A 16,909-nucleotide genomic window follows, 5' to 3' on the forward strand; every position below is an offset into this window, starting at 1 on the left:
TCTTCTATTCCCAAGAGCCGAGTAACCTTGCTCCATTATGAAACAGAAAGGAAGAAGATCATGCAGGAAGTCACCGCGCAGCCGAGTCCAGTTCAACCGGCACTAAAGGCTTCGAAAAACAAAGATGAAATGAGAAGGCGTATATGGAGAAATAAATGGCTCTATGTCATGATTGCGCCAGGATTGCTGTATTTCATAATATTTAAGTATTTGCCGATGTACGGGTTGATTATTTCGTTTCAGGATTATAAGCCCTACAATGGCATTCTCGGAAGCAACTGGGTAGGCATGAAGCATTTTACGAGGCTATTCACTGAACCGGATTTCCTTAATATTTTAATGAATACCTTGATTCTATTCGGATTGAATATCTTTATTTACTTCCCGATACCGATCATACTCGCACTGATGTTAAATGAGCTTAGAGGCAACTTCTTTAAAAGAATTTTTCAGTCACTACTCTATGTACCCCACTTTATGTCATGGGTTATCGTCGTCTCCATTTCATTCGTTATGGTCACGATGGATGGTGGGATTATCAATGATTTGCTAGTCTATTTCGGATTTGAAAAAATCAATTTTCTACTAAACCCAAGCTGGTTTAGACCGATGTATATCATTCAGGTCATCTGGAGAGAAGCGGGTTGGGGAACGATTATTTACCTGGCCTCCATTGCTGCAATTGATCCAGGGCTTTATGAAGCAGCACGCATGGACGGTGCCGGAAGGCTCAGACAAATTTGGCATATTACGATCCCGGCTATAAGAGGCGTTATTATTACCCTATTTATTTTGAAAATTGGTTCCGTTCTCGATCTGGGATTCGAACATGTCTACTTGCTGCTGAATTCCATGAACAGAGAGGTTGCGGAGATTATTGATACGTATGTTTACACCGCAGGTTTAAGGCAAGGCCAATTTAGCTACAGTACCGCAATCGGCTTCTTTAAATCCATCATCGGGCTCATTATGGTCATGGCAGTGAACAAAATTGCCAAGAAGCTGGGAGAAGAAGGCGTTTATTGATATGCTACGGGAGGAATTGAAATGGTAGAAGATAGATCTATCACCGGCAGACTTTTTGCTGCTGTGAACTTTACATTGCTAGCGATCATCGCTTTGATTACTGTGCTTCCCTTTATTCACGTTGTAGCAGGATCATTCACTACCAGCGCGGAATTAGCAGCTAATAAGTTTGTGCTGATTCCTAAGGTGTGGAGCCTGGAAGCATATAAATTCATTTTCTCAACGAACACGATCTTCAAAGCTATGGGCGTGTCCATCGGAGTCACAGCAGTCGGGACGCTGGTCAGCATGTTTATGACGGCTTTGATGGCCTATGGGCTGTCACGCCGAGATTTGGATGGCCGCAAGGTCGTAAACTTCATGGTCGTATTCACGATGCTGTTCCATGGCGGAATGATCCCCACGTTCCTGGTTGTTAAAGAGCTGGGGCTGATCGATACTTACGCTGCGTTGATTATTCCGTCAGCAATTAGTGCCTTTAACATGATTATTCTCAAGAACTTCTTTCAGAATATCCCGGAGGGACTGGAGGAATCGGCCAAAATTGATGGCTGTAACGACTTCGGTATTTTGTTTAAAATCGTGCTGCCGTTATCGATGCCGGCAATTGCGACCATTTCCTTGTTCTATGCGGTAACTTATTGGAATACCTACATGACGGCGATCCTGTATCTGGATGACAGTGCGAAATGGCCGATTCAGGTATTGCTCAGACAAATCGTGGTTCTTGCCAGCGGCATGGATCATAGCTCTACGCTGGATGCTGCGGTTCCGCCGCCGGATCAGACGATCAAAATGGCGGTTATCGTCGTAGCTACTCTGCCGATTCTGATGGTGTATCCGTTCCTGCAGAAGCACTTTGCCAAAGGAGCTATGCTCGGTTCGATGAAAGGATAATTCATATTGCGGCTCATCTTGGAGCAAGAGGACTACGGTTAACATGGAGGGAGCTTAGAAATGGCTGTAAATGTATCTGCTGCGCCGCTCGATTGGGCAAGAAAAGCGTGCGATTCCTTAATGGACACTTATAAGGCGGGGGAGCTTCCCCCGGCCCACCGTTGGCACTATCACCAGGGAGTATTTCTTTGCGGGATGGAGCTGCTGTGGGAGACGACCCAGGAAGACCGTTACGTCGATTATATTCAACAATATGTAGATGACCTCGTGGATGCATACGGAAATTTGTATTTCCAACGGGATGAATTGGACGCCATGCAGGCGGGGCTGCTGCTGTTCAATCTTCATGAAAGAACGGGCCAGGAGAAATATCGAATTGCGGCTGAGAAGCTAAGAAACCTGCTCCTGATCATAAACCAAACTTCGGAAGGCGGCTTTTGGCACAAGGATAAATATCCTTACCAAATGTGGCTGGATGGACTTTACATGGCCGGCGTATTCTCCTTGAAGTATGCCAACGCTTATGGGGAGACCGGCTTGCGTGACACGGTACTTCACCAAGAGAAGCTAATGCGCAAACATATGAAGGATGAGGCTACGGGCTTATTGTATCATGCCTGGGACGAGAGCCGCCGCATGCCTTGGGCCGATCCGGAGACGGGCTGTTCGCCGGAGTTTTGGAGTCGTTCGCTAGGATGGTATGGTCTGGCCCTGGCGCAATTCATAGATCTGCTGCCTGCTGATCATCCGGGGCGTGAAGAGCTGTCGTCCGTCCTTGGTGATTTCGTAGATGCCCTGGTTAGATTCCAGGATCAAGAGAGCGGCTTATGGTATCAGGTCGTCGATAAAGGACATATGCCGGATAACTGGCTTGAAACCTCGGGCTCATGCTTATTCGTATATACGATCGCCAAGGCTGTAAAGCTGGGAATCTCCGGTGAGAAGGCCTTGGCTGCCGCTAAAAAGGGCTATACGGGTCTAATTCAAGTGCTGCAGCAGGACGAACAGGGAAGATTGGTTCTACCAGATATCTGTATTGGCACATCGGCCGGGGATTACGATAATTACGTGACTCGCCCGAAAGTAAATAACGATTTGCACGGGGTTGGTGCCCTGGTCATGGCATGTGTTGAGATGCAGTCCTTAATCAACGGCTAATGGCTTTACATCTTCATTGGAACGGGACTTGATTCTCTGGGACTGCAGGGCATCAAGTCCTTATATTTCATTTAGAAGCTCGGTAACCCAGAAGCAAACAGAGAGACGAGCAACGGAGGCTAGTATGATACAAACTGCTTGGTCGATAATTACAGCAGAATCCATTATGGAGCGCATGCCGAGGCTCTATGAGGACAAAGGCTATGATGGTAAATGGTCTTATGACTACGGTGTAGTGCTAAAAGGATTTGAACTGTTATGGAGACAGACGGGCGAGCGCAAGTATTTTCAGTTCATTAAAGAGAATATGGATTACTTCATCCAGGAAGACGGCAGCATTCGCGGCTATCACCTGGGGGAATACAATATCGACCATATTAACAATGGAAAACTGCTGTTTGCGCTTTATAGCGAGACGAAGCAGGAGAAGTACAAGCAAGCGGCAGCTTTATTGAGAAAGCAATTGCAGACTCATCCGCGAACCTCGGAAGGCGCTTTTTGGCATAAGCAGATTTACCCCTATCAGATCTGGCTGGACGGCCTTTATATGGGGGCGCCATTTTATTTGGAGTATTTGCTGACGTTCGAAGAAGGGCATGGCGTAGATGATGTGACGAAGCAATTCATTCTGAGCGAGAAGCATACGAAGGATGCCAGGACAGGCTTGCTCTATCATGCTTGGGATGAGAAGGGCATTCAGCCATGGTGTGATCCGCGGACAGGATTGTCTCCTAACTTCTGGGGACGATCTCTTGGCTGGTATGCGATGGCTCTAGTGGATGTGCTGGAAATCCTGCCGGCAGAGCATGCCGATTACGGACACCTGGCTCGCATTTTAATGGAGCTCTTAAGCGCGATTAAGGAGCAGCAGGATGCGGCAACAGGAGTCTGGTACCAGATCATCGATCAGGGAGACCGTAAAGGCAATTACTTGGAAGCTTCAGCCTCAAGCATGTTCGTCTATGCGATAGCCAAGGGAATCCGCTTAGGTCTGCTGGATAATCATTGGATTACAACGGTGGATCACGCCTACGCAGGGGTTATTGCAGAGTTTGTGCTCCAGACGAAAGAAGGCTGGGTGAATTTGAATAAAAACTGTCAGGTCGCCGGATTAGGCGGAGCGGATCAGCGTGACGGCACTTATGCTTACTATATAAGCGAGCCGATTATTACGAATGACCAAAAGGGAGTTGGCGCGTTTCTGAAAGCCTGCGCCGAATACGAGGAATTAAGACGATAGCACAAGAATGGGAGCGAGAGCAGATGCAAGTATACAATATTGTAGACTTTGGAGCGGTAAAGAATAGTCAGGTTCCCGTGACGGAGGCCATTGCCAAAGCAATCGGCGCGGCAAGCGAGGCTGGGGGCGGTACCGTATATGTACCGGCGGGAACGTTTCTAACCGGTGCTATAATACTGAGAAGCAACATTGAATTACGTTTGAATCCTGGAGCCGTCCTATCATTTAGTACGAACCCGGAGGACTATCCAGCCGTGGAATCGAGATGGGAAGGCGTAAAGCGGCAGGTTCATACTCCTTGTATTTTTGGCAGCGATTTGCATAATGTGTCGATCACCGGAAGCGGAACGATCGAAGGGAACGGGCAGCCGTGGTGGGATAAGCATCGGAACAGGCCGGAGGAGCTGGAATATCCCCGTCCAACGATGATTGGCTTCTATAAATGCCGGCGGGTGACGATAAAGGATGTGAACATCAGGAATTCCCCAAGCTGGACTATAAATCCGATTTGCAGCTATGATGTAACGGTCGACAATGTTTCGATCTTTAATCCGGCGGATTCGCCGAATACGGACGGCATTAATCCTGAGTCATGCACGAACGTGCGCATCAGCAATTGCAATATAGACGTCGGCGACGATTGTATTGCGATTAAGGCCGGAACCGAAGATACGGCGGATCGAGTGCCTTGCGAGAACATTACGATCACGAACTGCACGATGGTTCATGGCCATGGCGCTGTTGTGCTCGGAAGCGAAATGAGCGGCGATATCCGCAATGTAACGATTAGCAATTGCGTATTTAAGCAAACGGATCGGGGGATTCGCCTGAAATCGAGACGCGGGCGCGGTGGCATCGTCGAAGACATTCGCATTAGCAACATTGTGATGGAGGATGTAATCTGTCCAATTAAACTGAACCTCTATTATTTCTGCGGCCCTCGCGGCAAGGATAAGTATGTGTGGGATAAAAATCCGTACCCGATTACAGAGGAAACCCCATGCTTCCGCCGCATTCATTTCGCGAATATTACAGCTCGCAATGTTCATGCCGCAGCCGGATTTTTGTATGGACTTGCTGAGCAATATATTTCAGAAATTACGTTCAGCGACATCGATATTTCCATGGCGAAGGATGCGATTCCCGGCTATCCGGCGATGATGGCAGGCATCGACAAAATGCAGCGCCGCGGCTTTTATCTAGGGAATGTTCGGGATATTCGCTTTAACCGGGTCACGATCGAGAACCATGAAGGCACTGCCTTCTATGTTGAGAACGGCGAGAATGTGGAAATCACGCAATGTGAATCAAGAAATACCGCAAAGCCTGAAAAGCTGGTTGAACAAGTTACTGTCGCACCTTCGAACGATAATATCAATGAATGAGGTGGAGCGTAATGACACGTGAGCGATTAAAAGGATTGTTAGGAGACCTGCCTGTCAATAAGCCGATTACGGCTACGATATTGACCCAGGAGGAGCACGATGGTTATTGGTTGGAATCTTTGGTGCTCGACTTAAACGGAATCGAACAAGTACCCGCTTATGTGGCTAAACCTTTACACGGAGAAGGGCCGTTTCCGCTCGTCGTTGTGAATCACTCTCATGGCGGAGATTATGAGAGGGGACGCAAGGAATTTATCAAGAGCAGCCATTATCTGCAGGAGCCCTCCTTTGCCAAGGTTCTTACGGGAATGGGCTATGCGGCCTGCTGCATTGATATGTGGGGCTTCAACGAGCGCGGCGGCAAGAAGGAGAGCGAACTAGTCAAGGAAATGCTCTGGCGGGGCAGAGTGATGTGGGGCATGATGATCTACGATAATATGCGCATGGTAGATTACATGTGCCAGCGTGAGGATATCGACGGCTCCCGCATCGCGACGATGGGGATGTCAATGGGGGCTATGATGTCATGGTGGATGGCGGCCCTTGATGAACGGATCAAGGTCACGATCGATATTTGCGGGCAAGTCGATGCGGAGACGCTGATTGCCAAGCGGGGGCTGGATCATCATGGATTCTATTCTTATGTCCCCGGCTTGTTGAAGCACTTTCAAACTCTGGACATTCAAAAGCTCATCGTGCCTCGGGCTCGTATGAGCATGGTTGGGCGTAATGACCGAATGACCCCGATCGAAGGCGTAGAAAATTTGGCCGACGGACTTTATGAAGCATACCAATCTGCAGGCAAAGCCGATCATTGGCAGCCCGTAATTTCCAGCGCCGGGCATATGGAAACTCTGGATATGCGGGTAGCCTGGCAGCAATTTTTGACGGAGCATCTGTAGCGGAATGAGCAAAATCACGGAGCCTATTATTGTTGGCAATGAGTCCTTCTGTCATTTTCGCAGTATTCAAGCGGCGATCGATTCGCTGGAGCAGCAAGCTTCAAATGAAGTTCAAACGCTGTTTATATTATCAGGTGTTTATGAAGAGAATGTGCTTATCTACCGTTCACATTTACGAATGATCGGCCTGGGCTGCGTGGAAATTACGGGGAAGCGCTATGCGAAAGAGCGAGACGAGCACGGGGAGCCGATAGAGACGTTTGCGACACCGACCTTATTCCTGGGCGGCAGCGATTTGGTTTTGGAAAATATCGTGGTAGCGAATACGGCGGGGCAGGGACAAGACATCGGTCAGGCTCTAGCGGTATATGCGCACTGCGATTTGACCGTATTCAGGAACTGCTCCTTCAAGGCCCACCAGGATACGTTATTTACAGGCCCTTTGCCGCCGGCCCCGAGAGAACGGGCGGAGTTTGGCGGAATTCCGCTCAAAGAGCACCATGCCCATTACCGCCAATTGTATGAAAATTGCTATATTGAGGGAACGGTGGATTTTATTTTCGGCGGAGCGACCGCTTATTTCGACAGCTGCGAGCTTCGGAGCCTGCGTCATTACGAGAATCAACCGGGATATATCACGGCGGCATCTACACCGGAAGGACAGGAGCACGGCTATGTGTTCCATCGTTGCTTCCTGACAGCGGCTCCCGGAGTTTCAGATGTTTACCTGGGAAGGCCCTGGCGTGAATATGCCAAGACCGCATATGTGAGCTGCACGCTGGGGGATCATATTCACCCGCAGGGCTGGGCTAACTGGAATGATCCCTCCAATGAAGCGAGTGTTTGCTATCAGGAATATAGCCTTACTTACGCCGAAGCCTTACGCTCACAGCGGGTTCGCTGGGCAGGCTGCATTGGGGCAGAGCCGGAGGCACTCCGGAAGGAGCAGGTCTTTGCCGGCACGGATTTTTGGAAGCGATAAGAGGAGTCATACCCTTATTCTGAATGATGCTGTTATGACAGCATGATTCTTAAGGATCAGGGTGTGGCCCTTTTTTTGTTTCTAGGCTTTTTCTGTACGTTTTCGGCGTTAACTCCGTCAGTGCTTTAAATACACGATGGAAATGAGCCGGCGTATCGAAGCCGCATCGTTCCGCAACGACGTTGATCTTGTCCTCCGACTGCAGCAGCATTTCCTTGGCCCGGATAATTCGCTTGGCATTGATATAATCCGTAACGTTCATGGCTGTCAACTGTTTAAATACCCGCGAGAAATGAGGCGGAGAAACGCTGGCTTTGTCAGCGAGCTGCGACAGTCCGATACGATGCTCAGGATGCTCGTCGATCATTCGCAGAGCATCCCTGATCCAGTGGGGGCCAATCATAGAGTTATCACTGACTTCTCGCCAATCCAGCATGGAGAGCCGGTTGATATGCAGCAATAAATGGCAGACAAGCAAGCGTACAGCTTCGCGATAGCCTAGATGCCGCTGAGTCAATTCCCCGTTGATTTGTTCAAGGGCCGTTTCCGTCACCTGCCTGAGCTCGTCGGATAACTCGATTTTGAATATTTTTCTCTTTCGGGCGAGCTCATAGCATAGAAGATGGGAATAGGAAACATCAAGGGAGCTGGCTGTGAAGAGGGCTGGCGCGAAATAAACGGCGGTTGATACGATGGGCTCGTCGCGATCAGGCAAAGCATGATGTATCGTGTTGCCGGGGATGACAAACAAGTCGCCAGGCTTCTTCTCGTATAGTGTATTATTGATAAAAAAGCTGCCTCTCCCTTGATGAATATATACAAGCTCATAGCGGTCGTGCAGATGATCAGGCAGCTCATCCAGCTGTCTTTTTACGGTTTTATAAACGATCTCGAACGGGAACAAAGGGTCGCCAAAGAAGGGCTTGCGAAGCGGATGAATACGTGCTCACTCCTTTCCGTTATATGTATTCATCATATCAAAATAAGTTATAAAAATGCAGGATTGAAGTGTTACATTATCATATTTTATATATAAAATGAGACTATGATAAGATTTTATATCATTTAAAAGGTGTGATGATCGGATGCGGATTGATGCTCATCAGCATTACTGGCGGATAGAACGGGGAGATTACGGCTGGATTACGCCGGATATTCCCGTGTTATATCGGGATTTTCTGCCCGTGGATTTGGATCCTTTATTGAAGGAGCATAGACTTGACGGAAGCATTCTTGTGCAGGCGGCACCAACCGTAGAGGAAACGGAATACATTTTGTCCATTGCCGAGCAGACTCCGTCTGTTCTTGGGGTAGTAGGCTGGCTAGACCTGGGTCAGGACGATCACAGGCAGCACTTTGAACGGTTTCGACGTCATCCGAAGTTCGTCGGCTTCCGGATGATGATTCAAGACATGCCGGACAGCTCGCGGATATTGGATCGAGATTTTGTACGAGCGCTTCAAGGCTATGCCGCCGAGGATGTGCCGGTCGATTTGCTGGTCGTGTCGGAGCAATTGGAGCATGTCTTAGAACTGATTCGTCAGGTTCCCGAACTGCGCGGGGTTATTGATCATATTGCCAAACCACCCGTCAAGACCGGAGAAATCGAGCCATGGCTCACTTATATGGAAGAAATATCGCGGTTTCCCGGCATGTACTGCAAATTATCAGGAATGGTTACCGAAGGAGATCATCAGTGCTGGAAGCCGGAGGATTTCATGCCTTACATTCAACGGATTGCCCGATTATTTGGCTCGAAGAGAGTGATGTTTGGAAGCGATTGGCCCGTCTGCTTGCTGGCAGCCGATTATGGCGAAGTCATGCAGCTGCTGTTACGCTCCCTGCCGGAAACGTGGGGCGAATTGGAGCGTTCGCGTGTATTCGGCGGGAATGCCAAAGATTTTTATAAACTGTGACGAGGTGATCTTGCTATGAAATATCGTAAATTAGGCAACACGGGATTGGATGTATCTGTGCTTAGCTTCGGAGCTTCGTCGCTAGGATCCGTGTTCCGTCAAACGGATGACAAGGAAAGCATTCGCACGGTGCATGCGGCTATAGACACAGGCATCAATCTGATTGATGTCTCGCCGTATTATGGTCTAACGAAGGCAGAGACGGTACTGGGCAAGGCTTTGCAGAGTATTCCGCGGGATAAATACCTTTTATCCACGAAGGCGGGACGTTATGGAGAGGATACGTTCGATTTTAGCGCGAAGCGGATATACAGCAGCGTACAGGAAAGCTTAAATCGGCTTCAGACGGATTATCTCGATATTTTGTTTCTGCATGACATTGAGTTTGCTGCACCTGACATCATCATTGAGGAAGCTGTACCAGCCCTTCACCGCTTAAAAGAACAGGGAATTATTCGCTTCGGAGGCATCAGCGGACTGCCGCTCCAGCTGTTTGAGCGGATATTGCCGCAAATCGATATCGATATGATTCTTTCCTACTGCCATTATTCCTTGAACGATACCTCGCTCTTGGATTTATTGCCATTGCTACAGGAAAGGGAGCTTGGTTTAGTGAATGCATCCCCGCTGTCCATGGGATTGTTCAGCGGACAAGCCACGCCAGACTGGCATCCAGCCAGTGCAAGGTTAAAGGAAGTCTGCCGACAAGCCATCGACTATTGCGCCTCCCAGGGGGAGGACATAGCGAAGCTGGCCGTACAATTTTCTACACAAAATGAGCTTATTCCCACAACCTTGGTCAGCACGGCCAGTGTCAATAACATTGTTAACAATGCAGGTTGGACGGATGAGCCTCTGGATCGGGAGCTGCTGCGAAAGGTGCTTGAAATACTGGCTCCGATTCATAACGAGTCGTGGAGAAGCGGATTAGATGAATACAACGAAACAAGGCCAGTACGGCGACTTAATAAGGCCTAGCCAAAGGGGGCAGAAAGCGTGAAAGGGATCGTTTGCGAAGAGGCCGGAAAATTTATATATCGGGAAGACCTGCCCGAGCCGGCTCTGAAAGAGGGAGAGGCGATCATACGTATCCAGAGAGTCGGGATATGCGGCACCGATTTGCATGCTTATCAAGGCAACCAGCCTTATTTCACCTATCCGCGAGTACTGGGCCACGAGTTGGCAGGAAGAATCGAGGCTATTGGCGAAAATAGTTATAAGCTGCACACAGGCGATCAGGTTAGCATTATCCCCTATATCCATTGCGGGGAATGTATTGCTTGCCGCAATGGAAAAACCAACTGCTGCGTTTCAATGAAGGTCTTTGGCGTGCATGTTGACGGTGGTATGCGCGAGCGGATAGCAGTCCCGATCAGTCATTTGATCAATACAGAGGGACTTACGCTGGATCAGTCCGCCATGCTGGAGCCCTTGGCCATCGGCGCTCATGCCGTTCGCCGTTCCGGCTTACAGCCTGAAGAAACAGCGCTCGTCATCGGGGCGGGGCCGATCGGGCTTGGCATCATGGCGTTGGCCAAGGCATTGGGAGCCAAAGTCATCGCGATGGATGTTAATGAAGAACGCCTTAAGTACTGCCGTTCATGGGCTAAGGTAGATGATACTGTCAACGCTCTCGAGCAACCAAAGGAGCAAATTTCCTTAATAACGAAGGGAGAGTTCCCGACGGTCGTCTTTGACGCTACAGGCAACGTCAAGTCGATGATGGGGGCATTTAACCTGGCCTCCCATGGCGGAAGGATTGTATTCGTTGGCCTGGTGAAGGATGAAATTACGTTTGACGATCCGGAGTTTCACAGCCGCGAGCTGACTTTAATGGGCAGTCGCAATGCGACGAAAGCGGATTTTGATCATGTGCTGAGTGTGATACGAAACGGACATATGGATATTAGCCGATATATTACGCATGGCTCCGCCTTTGGAAATATGATCAATGAGTTTAACGCATGGCTGAAGCCCGAATCGAAGGTGATTAAGGCTGTGGTAAGACTGGAAGACTAATTTGCTTCAAATTTGAGGAGGTACATAAAATATGTTCTTGAAACAAGATGACGTCATTCTATTTCAGGGAGACAGCATAACGGATGCAGGGCGAGACTATAGCGATTATAGCTCGCTCGGCCATGGCTATCCCTTGTTGATCGCTGGACGTTTAGGACATCGCTATCCGGAAAAGAATTTGACGGTTCTGAATCGAGGCATTAGCGGAAATCGGGCAGTGGATTTGCAGGAGCGCTGGAATGAGGATTGCTTAGCTCTCAAGCCTACGGTCGTATCTATTTATATCGGTATCAATGATACTTGGCGCCGTTATGACAATGGTTCAGTAACGACCAGTCAACAATTCGAGTCTTCCTATCGCGATTTGCTGGAGCGAACCACGAAGTCGCTTGATGCTAGGTTAGTTCTGGTAGAGCCGTTCGTGCTTCCGCATCCCGAAGACCGGAAAGGCTGGAGAGAGGACTTAGACCCGAAAATTCAGGTGGTGCGCCAATTGGCACGTGAATTCGGCGCGCTGCTCGTCTCGTTGGATGGACTGTTTGCAGCAGCCTGCAGCAAGGCGGAGCCTTCATACTGGGCCGGGGATGGAGTTCATCCGTCACCCGCTGGCCACGAGCTGATTGCCGATGCCTGGTTACGGACATGCGGACTCTAATTTAGAAGGTTTGAAAAAAGCGTGGATCACTGTAACGTGACCCACGCTTTTTCATTATATCGTTCGTAGGAACATTTTACGTATTGCCCCACATCTATTTCCAATAGTTCAACTGATTAATCGCAGCAAGCAGTTGATGTTCAGCGAACGGGACAAGAAGGTATACAAAATCGCCCAAAGGGGATGGCTTTAACTCATTATCAATAGGACAGCATATTTTTACGATAGGAGGACGGGGTACAGCCGGTTAATTTCTTAAACTGCTGCACGAAGTAATCCGTGTCATTGTAGCCGACGGAAAGGGCGATATCGGCGATTTTGCAGCAGGAGGCTTCAAGTCGCCGCTTGGCTGCTTCAATTCGCACCTGGTGTACGTAATCATTGAAGTACAGCCCCGTTGATTTCCTGAACAGCTGGCCGAGGTAAAAAGGGTGAAGATACATTTTTCCCGCAATATCTTTCATTGTAAGCTGCTCTTGGTAATGCTCTTTAACGTACTGCTTTACGAATAAGACAGGATCCTCGGGAGGCATGGATTCTTCAGGCAGCTCCAGCCTAGTTTCTTTGGATAATCTCTTTTTGACCCGTTGAAGGGCTACGATCAGTTGCTCTTCTTCAATGGGCTTAAGGATATAATCAACGGCTCCGCAGACGAGGGCTGTCTTTACATAGTCAAAATCGTCGTACCCGGAAATCACGATGAAGCAGGTATCGAGCTTGGGAGTCACCTCCTGCATCAGCTCAAGTCCGGTCGCGCCGGGTAGACGAATGTCGGTGATGACTAAGCTCGGTTTTTCTTGCAGGATCATTTGCAGCGCCTGCCGCCCATTCTCAGCGTCTCCGCATAGGCGGAACCCGTGCTGCTCCCAGGAGATGATTTTTTTAAGACCTTCCCGCATTCTAGGCTCGTCTTCCACAATCAAAGTTTTTAGCATGCATGTATTCCTCCTTCTATGTCGTCGTCGCTTGACTGCAGTGAAACCGGTATCTTAATTTCTACAGTTGTCCCCATGCTGTGATCTGAAGTAATAGAAAGCTTAAAATCATCGGCGAAATGCCATTTTAACCGAGCATGGACGTTTTTAAGACCGACATGCTTGCCGTCAGCATAGCTTTCCATGCTTCTTGAGCTCTCCAAGCTGCCCAATAGCTGCACGAGCCTGTTTGGCTCAATCCCGATGCCATTATCTTGCACTTGTATATGAGCTTCGGTGCCGGATTGGACAGCAAGTACAGTGATCGTTCCCTGACACTCCAAATGCTCAATCCCATGTATGCATGCGTTCTCTACTAACGGAAGAATGCTCATTTTCGGAATGGGTATATCAAGCACACGCTCGTCAACCTCCAGGTTGTGCAGCAGGCGCTGCCCGTACCGAAATTGCTGTATTTCAAGATAATCCATTACGAATTCAAGCTCCTCCTGCAGCGGAATCATATCCTGCTCCCAGCTCAGCGATCTGCGGAAGCCGCGGCCGAGCAGCTTGATCATATGGGCGGTCTCTTCTTCACCTTTCGTTACACAGCTCATCCGTACGGCATCCAGCGTGTTATATAAATAATGCGGATTAATTTGGCTTTGCAGGGCATTGAATTGCGCTTGTCTTCTGTTCAGCTCCGCGATATATACGTCATGGATCAATCCGTCAATTCGGGTAGTCATTTTATTGAACTCTTCGGTAAGCTGGCCGATTTCATCGTTGGCACGTTCCGTTTTAAGCAGGTCGAACCGTTGGTTTTGTACCCAGCGGATTCCTTTGAACAAAAGTCCGAGTCGTTTGCTGAGCGAGCGGGTGAAGCCAAGAATAAGCAGGCTTGGAAAAATAAAATTAGCCAATGTCAAATAAACAATAAATTTGCGGGAATCCAGCAGACTCCGTTCAATGACGCTGTTTGGATATACGCCAGCTATTTGCCACCCTTGAAGATAATCCACGCCATCGAATACGCTGAAGATGACAGTCATATCCTGCTGCACGGTATCGCTAAGCCGCTGCGGCAGGTTCTCTTCTGAGGAATAAACAATGTCGCCCTGCGGATTAAGTAAATATAATTTCCCGGGAAAAGTCTGGTCAAACAGAGTGTTTTGCAAATACTCCGGTAATATGTCGATTTTCAGTATTTTGCGATAGGTGGAATACAGCTTGTAAAAATCTAGCTCACGAATGACGCTGATATAAGATGGATCAGGCTGCGAATGCGTATAAATCATCCATTTTCGGCTTCGGCTTGGCGCAACGGTTGCGCGGTACCAATCCTGCTGCTCTGTCTCCCGATCGATGAAATTCAGCATCCCGGAATGAATCAGGGTTGTATTGTCCGTATAGAGGTAGGCGTTATAAAACTGCTTATTCATGGGGACGAAGCGGTTAATCGAAGGGTTCAGCACCTCGCTATAGGCTGTGAGTACTTCGGCTTCACTGCCATAGGTATGATCCAGAGCGCCAACTAACGAGCCGTCCGTATAGATCACGGTGGAGAAGCTGATAATGCTGTCTATCGTTTTGCGAAAATTGTCTTTATTTCCTTCAAGGGAGAGCTTTAAATCTTTGATTTTCTCCGTTCTTACATAGTTAGCGGTCATCGTATAAAAAATCGTATTCGTTAGCGCGATCGGTATAAAAACCGCAACGAAATAAAGGATCATCAGCTTGTTCTTCAGTCTGAGATCGTTCCACCAGGACAAGAGGAGCTTGCTTTTCATCCACGATACCCCTTTGTAAATGGATTGAGACAGATAACGAATGTTGAACTTGTTATGTTATTTGTTTTGTTTAATTCTAACAGTTATTAAGCGTTTTCAATAGCGATAAATACAAATTTTAACTGTGTCATGATGATTCGTTAGTAGAATCGTTCTCGAGCAACCTTGCCATTTGGCGAGGTTTTTTCATGCCAAACTGTTTAGATTTACCGGGTATGATGTTTTGGTTCGTCGGGTTCATGGTGCGTCTGTTGTTTGATACATTTGTTGTACATTAACGAAAGGGTGGTATGAATATTGAATAAAAAAAGAGCGCTTACATTAATTGTGTCAACGATGCTCATTTTATCTATGGCTTTGGCGGGATGCTCCGGCAGCGGCGGTAATGCCGATGGTCATGCAAATGGCACCAACGGCAATGCTAAGCAGGATGCTGTGAAAGACGGCGTCAAAACCTTCCACTATTTCGTGTTTGATCCTGGCGACAACGTTCCAGAGCATACGAAGATCGGAGATATCTTTGAGGAGAAAACCAGCGTCAAAATCAAATATGAACGCCTTGTCGGCGAGAAGGAGCAGAAGGTTGGCGTTATGATCGCTGGCGGCGATTATCCGGATTTGATCAATACGGATCAAACGGTAAAATTCATTGATGCGAATGCGCTGCTGCCGCTGGAGGATTTGATCGAGGAGCATGCCCCAAATATTAAACGGATTTACGGGCCGTACTGGGAACGGCTGAAAGCAAACGATGGACATATTTATGCACTGCCGCAGGTCGCGCCAACAGGAACACCAAGTAAGGGAATCAGTGCGGCATTCTGGATTCAGAAGGAAGTATTAAAGGATGCGGGCTTCCCGAAGATTACTACCTTTGACCAGTACGTTGACGTCCTCAAGGCGTATTACAAGAAATATCCACAAATCGACGGAGCGGACACTATTCCATTCGAGATTCTTACATATGATAACCGCAACTTCACATTGACAACGCCGATGCAATTTCTTGCTGGAGGACCTAACGACTCCCGGGCATTAGTCGATCCCATCAACAATAAGCTCTCCTTCTACCAAACGGATGAGAATATTACGAAACGCTACTACGCAAAGCTGAACGAAATGTACCACGAGGGTATGATCGACAAGGAAGCTTTCGTTGCGAACTATGAGCAGTATTTGGCGAAGCTGTCCAGTGGACGTGTGCTCGGTATGTTCGATCAGAAATGGCAGTTCCAGGCTGCCATGGATTCCTTGAAGCAGCAGGGGAAAACCAATCGGATAATGGTGCCGCTGCAGCTTACTTTTGACGAGAGCTTTAAGCCCGATTATCTGGATGTGCCTTCGCTGAACTATAACCAGGGCTTCTCGATTACAGTGAATTGCAAAGATCCCGTAGGCGCGATTAAATATGCGGATTACATGGCGAGTGATGAAGGACAAATTTTGCGGAATTGGGGAGTAGCCGGCGAGGACTTCACGATTTCCGATGAGGGACGGTTCTATCGTACTGAAGAGCAGCGTGAGTTCTTCTCCGATCCGAAGAACGGCTTGAAGACATTCGGCAACATCCTGTGGTTCTGGCCGGGTTCATCGGGTACGATGCCTGACGGCAATAACTATGAGCAGTACCGGCAGCCGGAGGAAATCGCAGCAGGCTACGATGAGCTGGATAAAGAAATTTTGAATGCTTATAGCGTAACGACATATGAGGAATTATTTGACGGCCCGAATATGGCCCGGAAGTATTTCCCGCTGTGGAGCATCGAGCTCTCGGAAGAGGGCAAAGTCTTTAACCAGAAGCTGGACGACATTAACAAGAAATATCCTCCGCAAATGGTCGTTGCCAAGTCTAAGGCAGAGTTCGAGAAATATTGGAATGAATACGTAGCAACCGTAAATAAATTGGACGTTCAAGGCTGGCTGGATGAGCTGACAGAAAAAGTAATTGATCGCCAGACTAACTGGTAATGTACATTCCCATAGAAATAAAGGGCGCCGGGCTTATGTGCTGAGCCGGTGCCCTTT

General features: G+C 48.4%; 15 protein-coding genes. 12 read left to right on the plus strand and 3 right to left on the minus strand.

Translation table 11 applies throughout. The features are described 5' to 3' along the window. The first annotated feature begins 60 nt into the window (after window positions 1-60). The 7 genes from ACE3MQ_RS21745 to ACE3MQ_RS21775 all read left to right on the plus strand — a co-directional run bounded on the left by ACE3MQ_RS21745 (window position 61) and on the right by ACE3MQ_RS21775 (window position 7,590). Complete coding sequence (locus tag ACE3MQ_RS21745) at window positions 61-1,026, plus strand: ABC transporter permease (RefSeq protein ID WP_379396644.1); 966 nt, start codon at window positions 61-63, stop codon at window positions 1,024-1,026. Window positions 1,027-1,047: 21 nt separating this feature from the next. Next, complete coding sequence (locus ACE3MQ_RS21750) at window positions 1,048-1,923, plus strand: carbohydrate ABC transporter permease (protein WP_379396646.1); 876 nt, start codon at window positions 1,048-1,050, stop codon at window positions 1,921-1,923. A gap of 60 nt (window positions 1,924-1,983) precedes the next feature. Further along, window positions 1,984-3,081 (plus strand): glycoside hydrolase family 88/105 protein, encoded by a 1,098-nt coding sequence (locus ACE3MQ_RS21755; RefSeq protein ID WP_379396648.1) that lies wholly within the window; start codon window positions 1,984-1,986, stop codon window positions 3,079-3,081. Between the two features lie 124 nt (window positions 3,082-3,205). After that, window positions 3,206-4,321, plus strand: coding sequence for a glycoside hydrolase family 88/105 protein (locus ACE3MQ_RS21760; protein ID WP_379396650.1), 1,116 nt, complete (start codon window positions 3,206-3,208; stop codon window positions 4,319-4,321). Window positions 4,322-4,344: 23 nt separating this feature from the next. Beyond that, a complete protein-coding gene (locus ACE3MQ_RS21765) occupies window positions 4,345-5,706 on the plus strand; it encodes a glycoside hydrolase family 28 protein (protein WP_379396652.1) in 1,362 nt (453 codons plus the stop codon). An 11-nt stretch (window positions 5,707-5,717) separates the two neighbouring features. Beyond that, window positions 5,718-6,608 carry a dienelactone hydrolase family protein gene (locus ACE3MQ_RS21770; RefSeq protein ID WP_379396654.1) on the plus strand — a complete coding sequence of 297 codons (891 nt, stop codon included), beginning with the start codon at window positions 5,718-5,720 and terminating at the stop codon, window positions 6,606-6,608. A gap of 25 nt (window positions 6,609-6,633) precedes the next feature. Further along, window positions 6,634-7,590: a pectinesterase family protein gene (locus ACE3MQ_RS21775; protein WP_379396837.1), complete on the plus strand. Its 957-nt coding sequence runs from the start codon at window positions 6,634-6,636 to the stop codon at window positions 7,588-7,590. 49 nt (window positions 7,591-7,639) lie between these two features. Here ACE3MQ_RS21775 and ACE3MQ_RS21780 read toward each other — a convergent pair whose 3' ends face one another. Next, window positions 7,640-8,494 (minus strand): AraC family transcriptional regulator, encoded by an 855-nt coding sequence (locus ACE3MQ_RS21780; RefSeq protein ID WP_379396656.1) that lies wholly within the window; start codon window positions 8,492-8,494, stop codon window positions 7,640-7,642. Window positions 8,495-8,675: 181 nt separating this feature from the next. On the opposite strand from ACE3MQ_RS21780, the gene ACE3MQ_RS21785 reads away from it, so the two are divergent. The 4 genes from ACE3MQ_RS21785 to ACE3MQ_RS21800 are packed head-to-tail and all read left to right on the plus strand — an operon-like array spanning window position 8,676 to window position 12,180. After that, the gene (locus tag ACE3MQ_RS21785; protein ID WP_379396658.1) at window positions 8,676-9,506 is read left to right on the plus strand and encodes an amidohydrolase family protein; all 831 of its coding nucleotides are present in this window, start codon (window positions 8,676-8,678) and stop codon (window positions 9,504-9,506) included. 15 nt (window positions 9,507-9,521) lie between these two features. Continuing rightward, window positions 9,522-10,484 carry an aldo/keto reductase gene (locus ACE3MQ_RS21790; RefSeq protein ID WP_379396660.1) on the plus strand — a complete coding sequence of 321 codons (963 nt, stop codon included), beginning with the start codon at window positions 9,522-9,524 and terminating at the stop codon, window positions 10,482-10,484. A gap of 18 nt (window positions 10,485-10,502) precedes the next feature. Further along, window positions 10,503-11,525, plus strand: a complete 1,023-nt coding sequence (locus tag ACE3MQ_RS21795; protein ID WP_379396662.1) for a zinc-binding alcohol dehydrogenase family protein — start codon at window positions 10,503-10,505, stop codon at window positions 11,523-11,525. Between the two features lie 31 nt (window positions 11,526-11,556). Then, window positions 11,557-12,180 (plus strand): SGNH/GDSL hydrolase family protein, encoded by a 624-nt coding sequence (locus ACE3MQ_RS21800; RefSeq protein ID WP_379396664.1) that lies wholly within the window; start codon window positions 11,557-11,559, stop codon window positions 12,178-12,180. Window positions 12,181-12,380: 200 nt separating this feature from the next. On the opposite strand, the gene ACE3MQ_RS21805 is transcribed toward ACE3MQ_RS21800, so the two are convergent. Together ACE3MQ_RS21805 and ACE3MQ_RS21810 are read right to left on the minus strand one after the other, a co-directional pair. Beyond that, window positions 12,381-13,115, minus strand: coding sequence for a response regulator transcription factor (locus ACE3MQ_RS21805; protein ID WP_379396666.1), 735 nt, complete (start codon window positions 13,113-13,115; stop codon window positions 12,381-12,383). Then, the gene (locus ACE3MQ_RS21810; RefSeq protein WP_379396668.1) at window positions 13,109-14,884 is read right to left on the minus strand and encodes a cache domain-containing sensor histidine kinase; all 1,776 of its coding nucleotides are present in this window, start codon (window positions 14,882-14,884) and stop codon (window positions 13,109-13,111) included. Before ACE3MQ_RS21810 ends, ACE3MQ_RS21805 begins: the two co-directional genes overlap by 7 nt. A 297-nt stretch (window positions 14,885-15,181) precedes the next feature. Here ACE3MQ_RS21810 and ACE3MQ_RS21815 point away from each other — a divergent pair, with 297 nt between their 5' ends. After that, the gene (locus tag ACE3MQ_RS21815; RefSeq protein ID WP_379396670.1) at window positions 15,182-16,852 is read left to right on the plus strand and encodes an extracellular solute-binding protein; all 1,671 of its coding nucleotides are present in this window, start codon (window positions 15,182-15,184) and stop codon (window positions 16,850-16,852) included. Window positions 16,853-16,909 lie beyond the last annotated feature (57 nt).

The organism is Paenibacillus lentus, assembly GCF_042714055.1.
GTDB lineage: Bacteria > Bacillota > Bacilli > Paenibacillales > Paenibacillaceae > Fontibacillus > Fontibacillus lentus_A.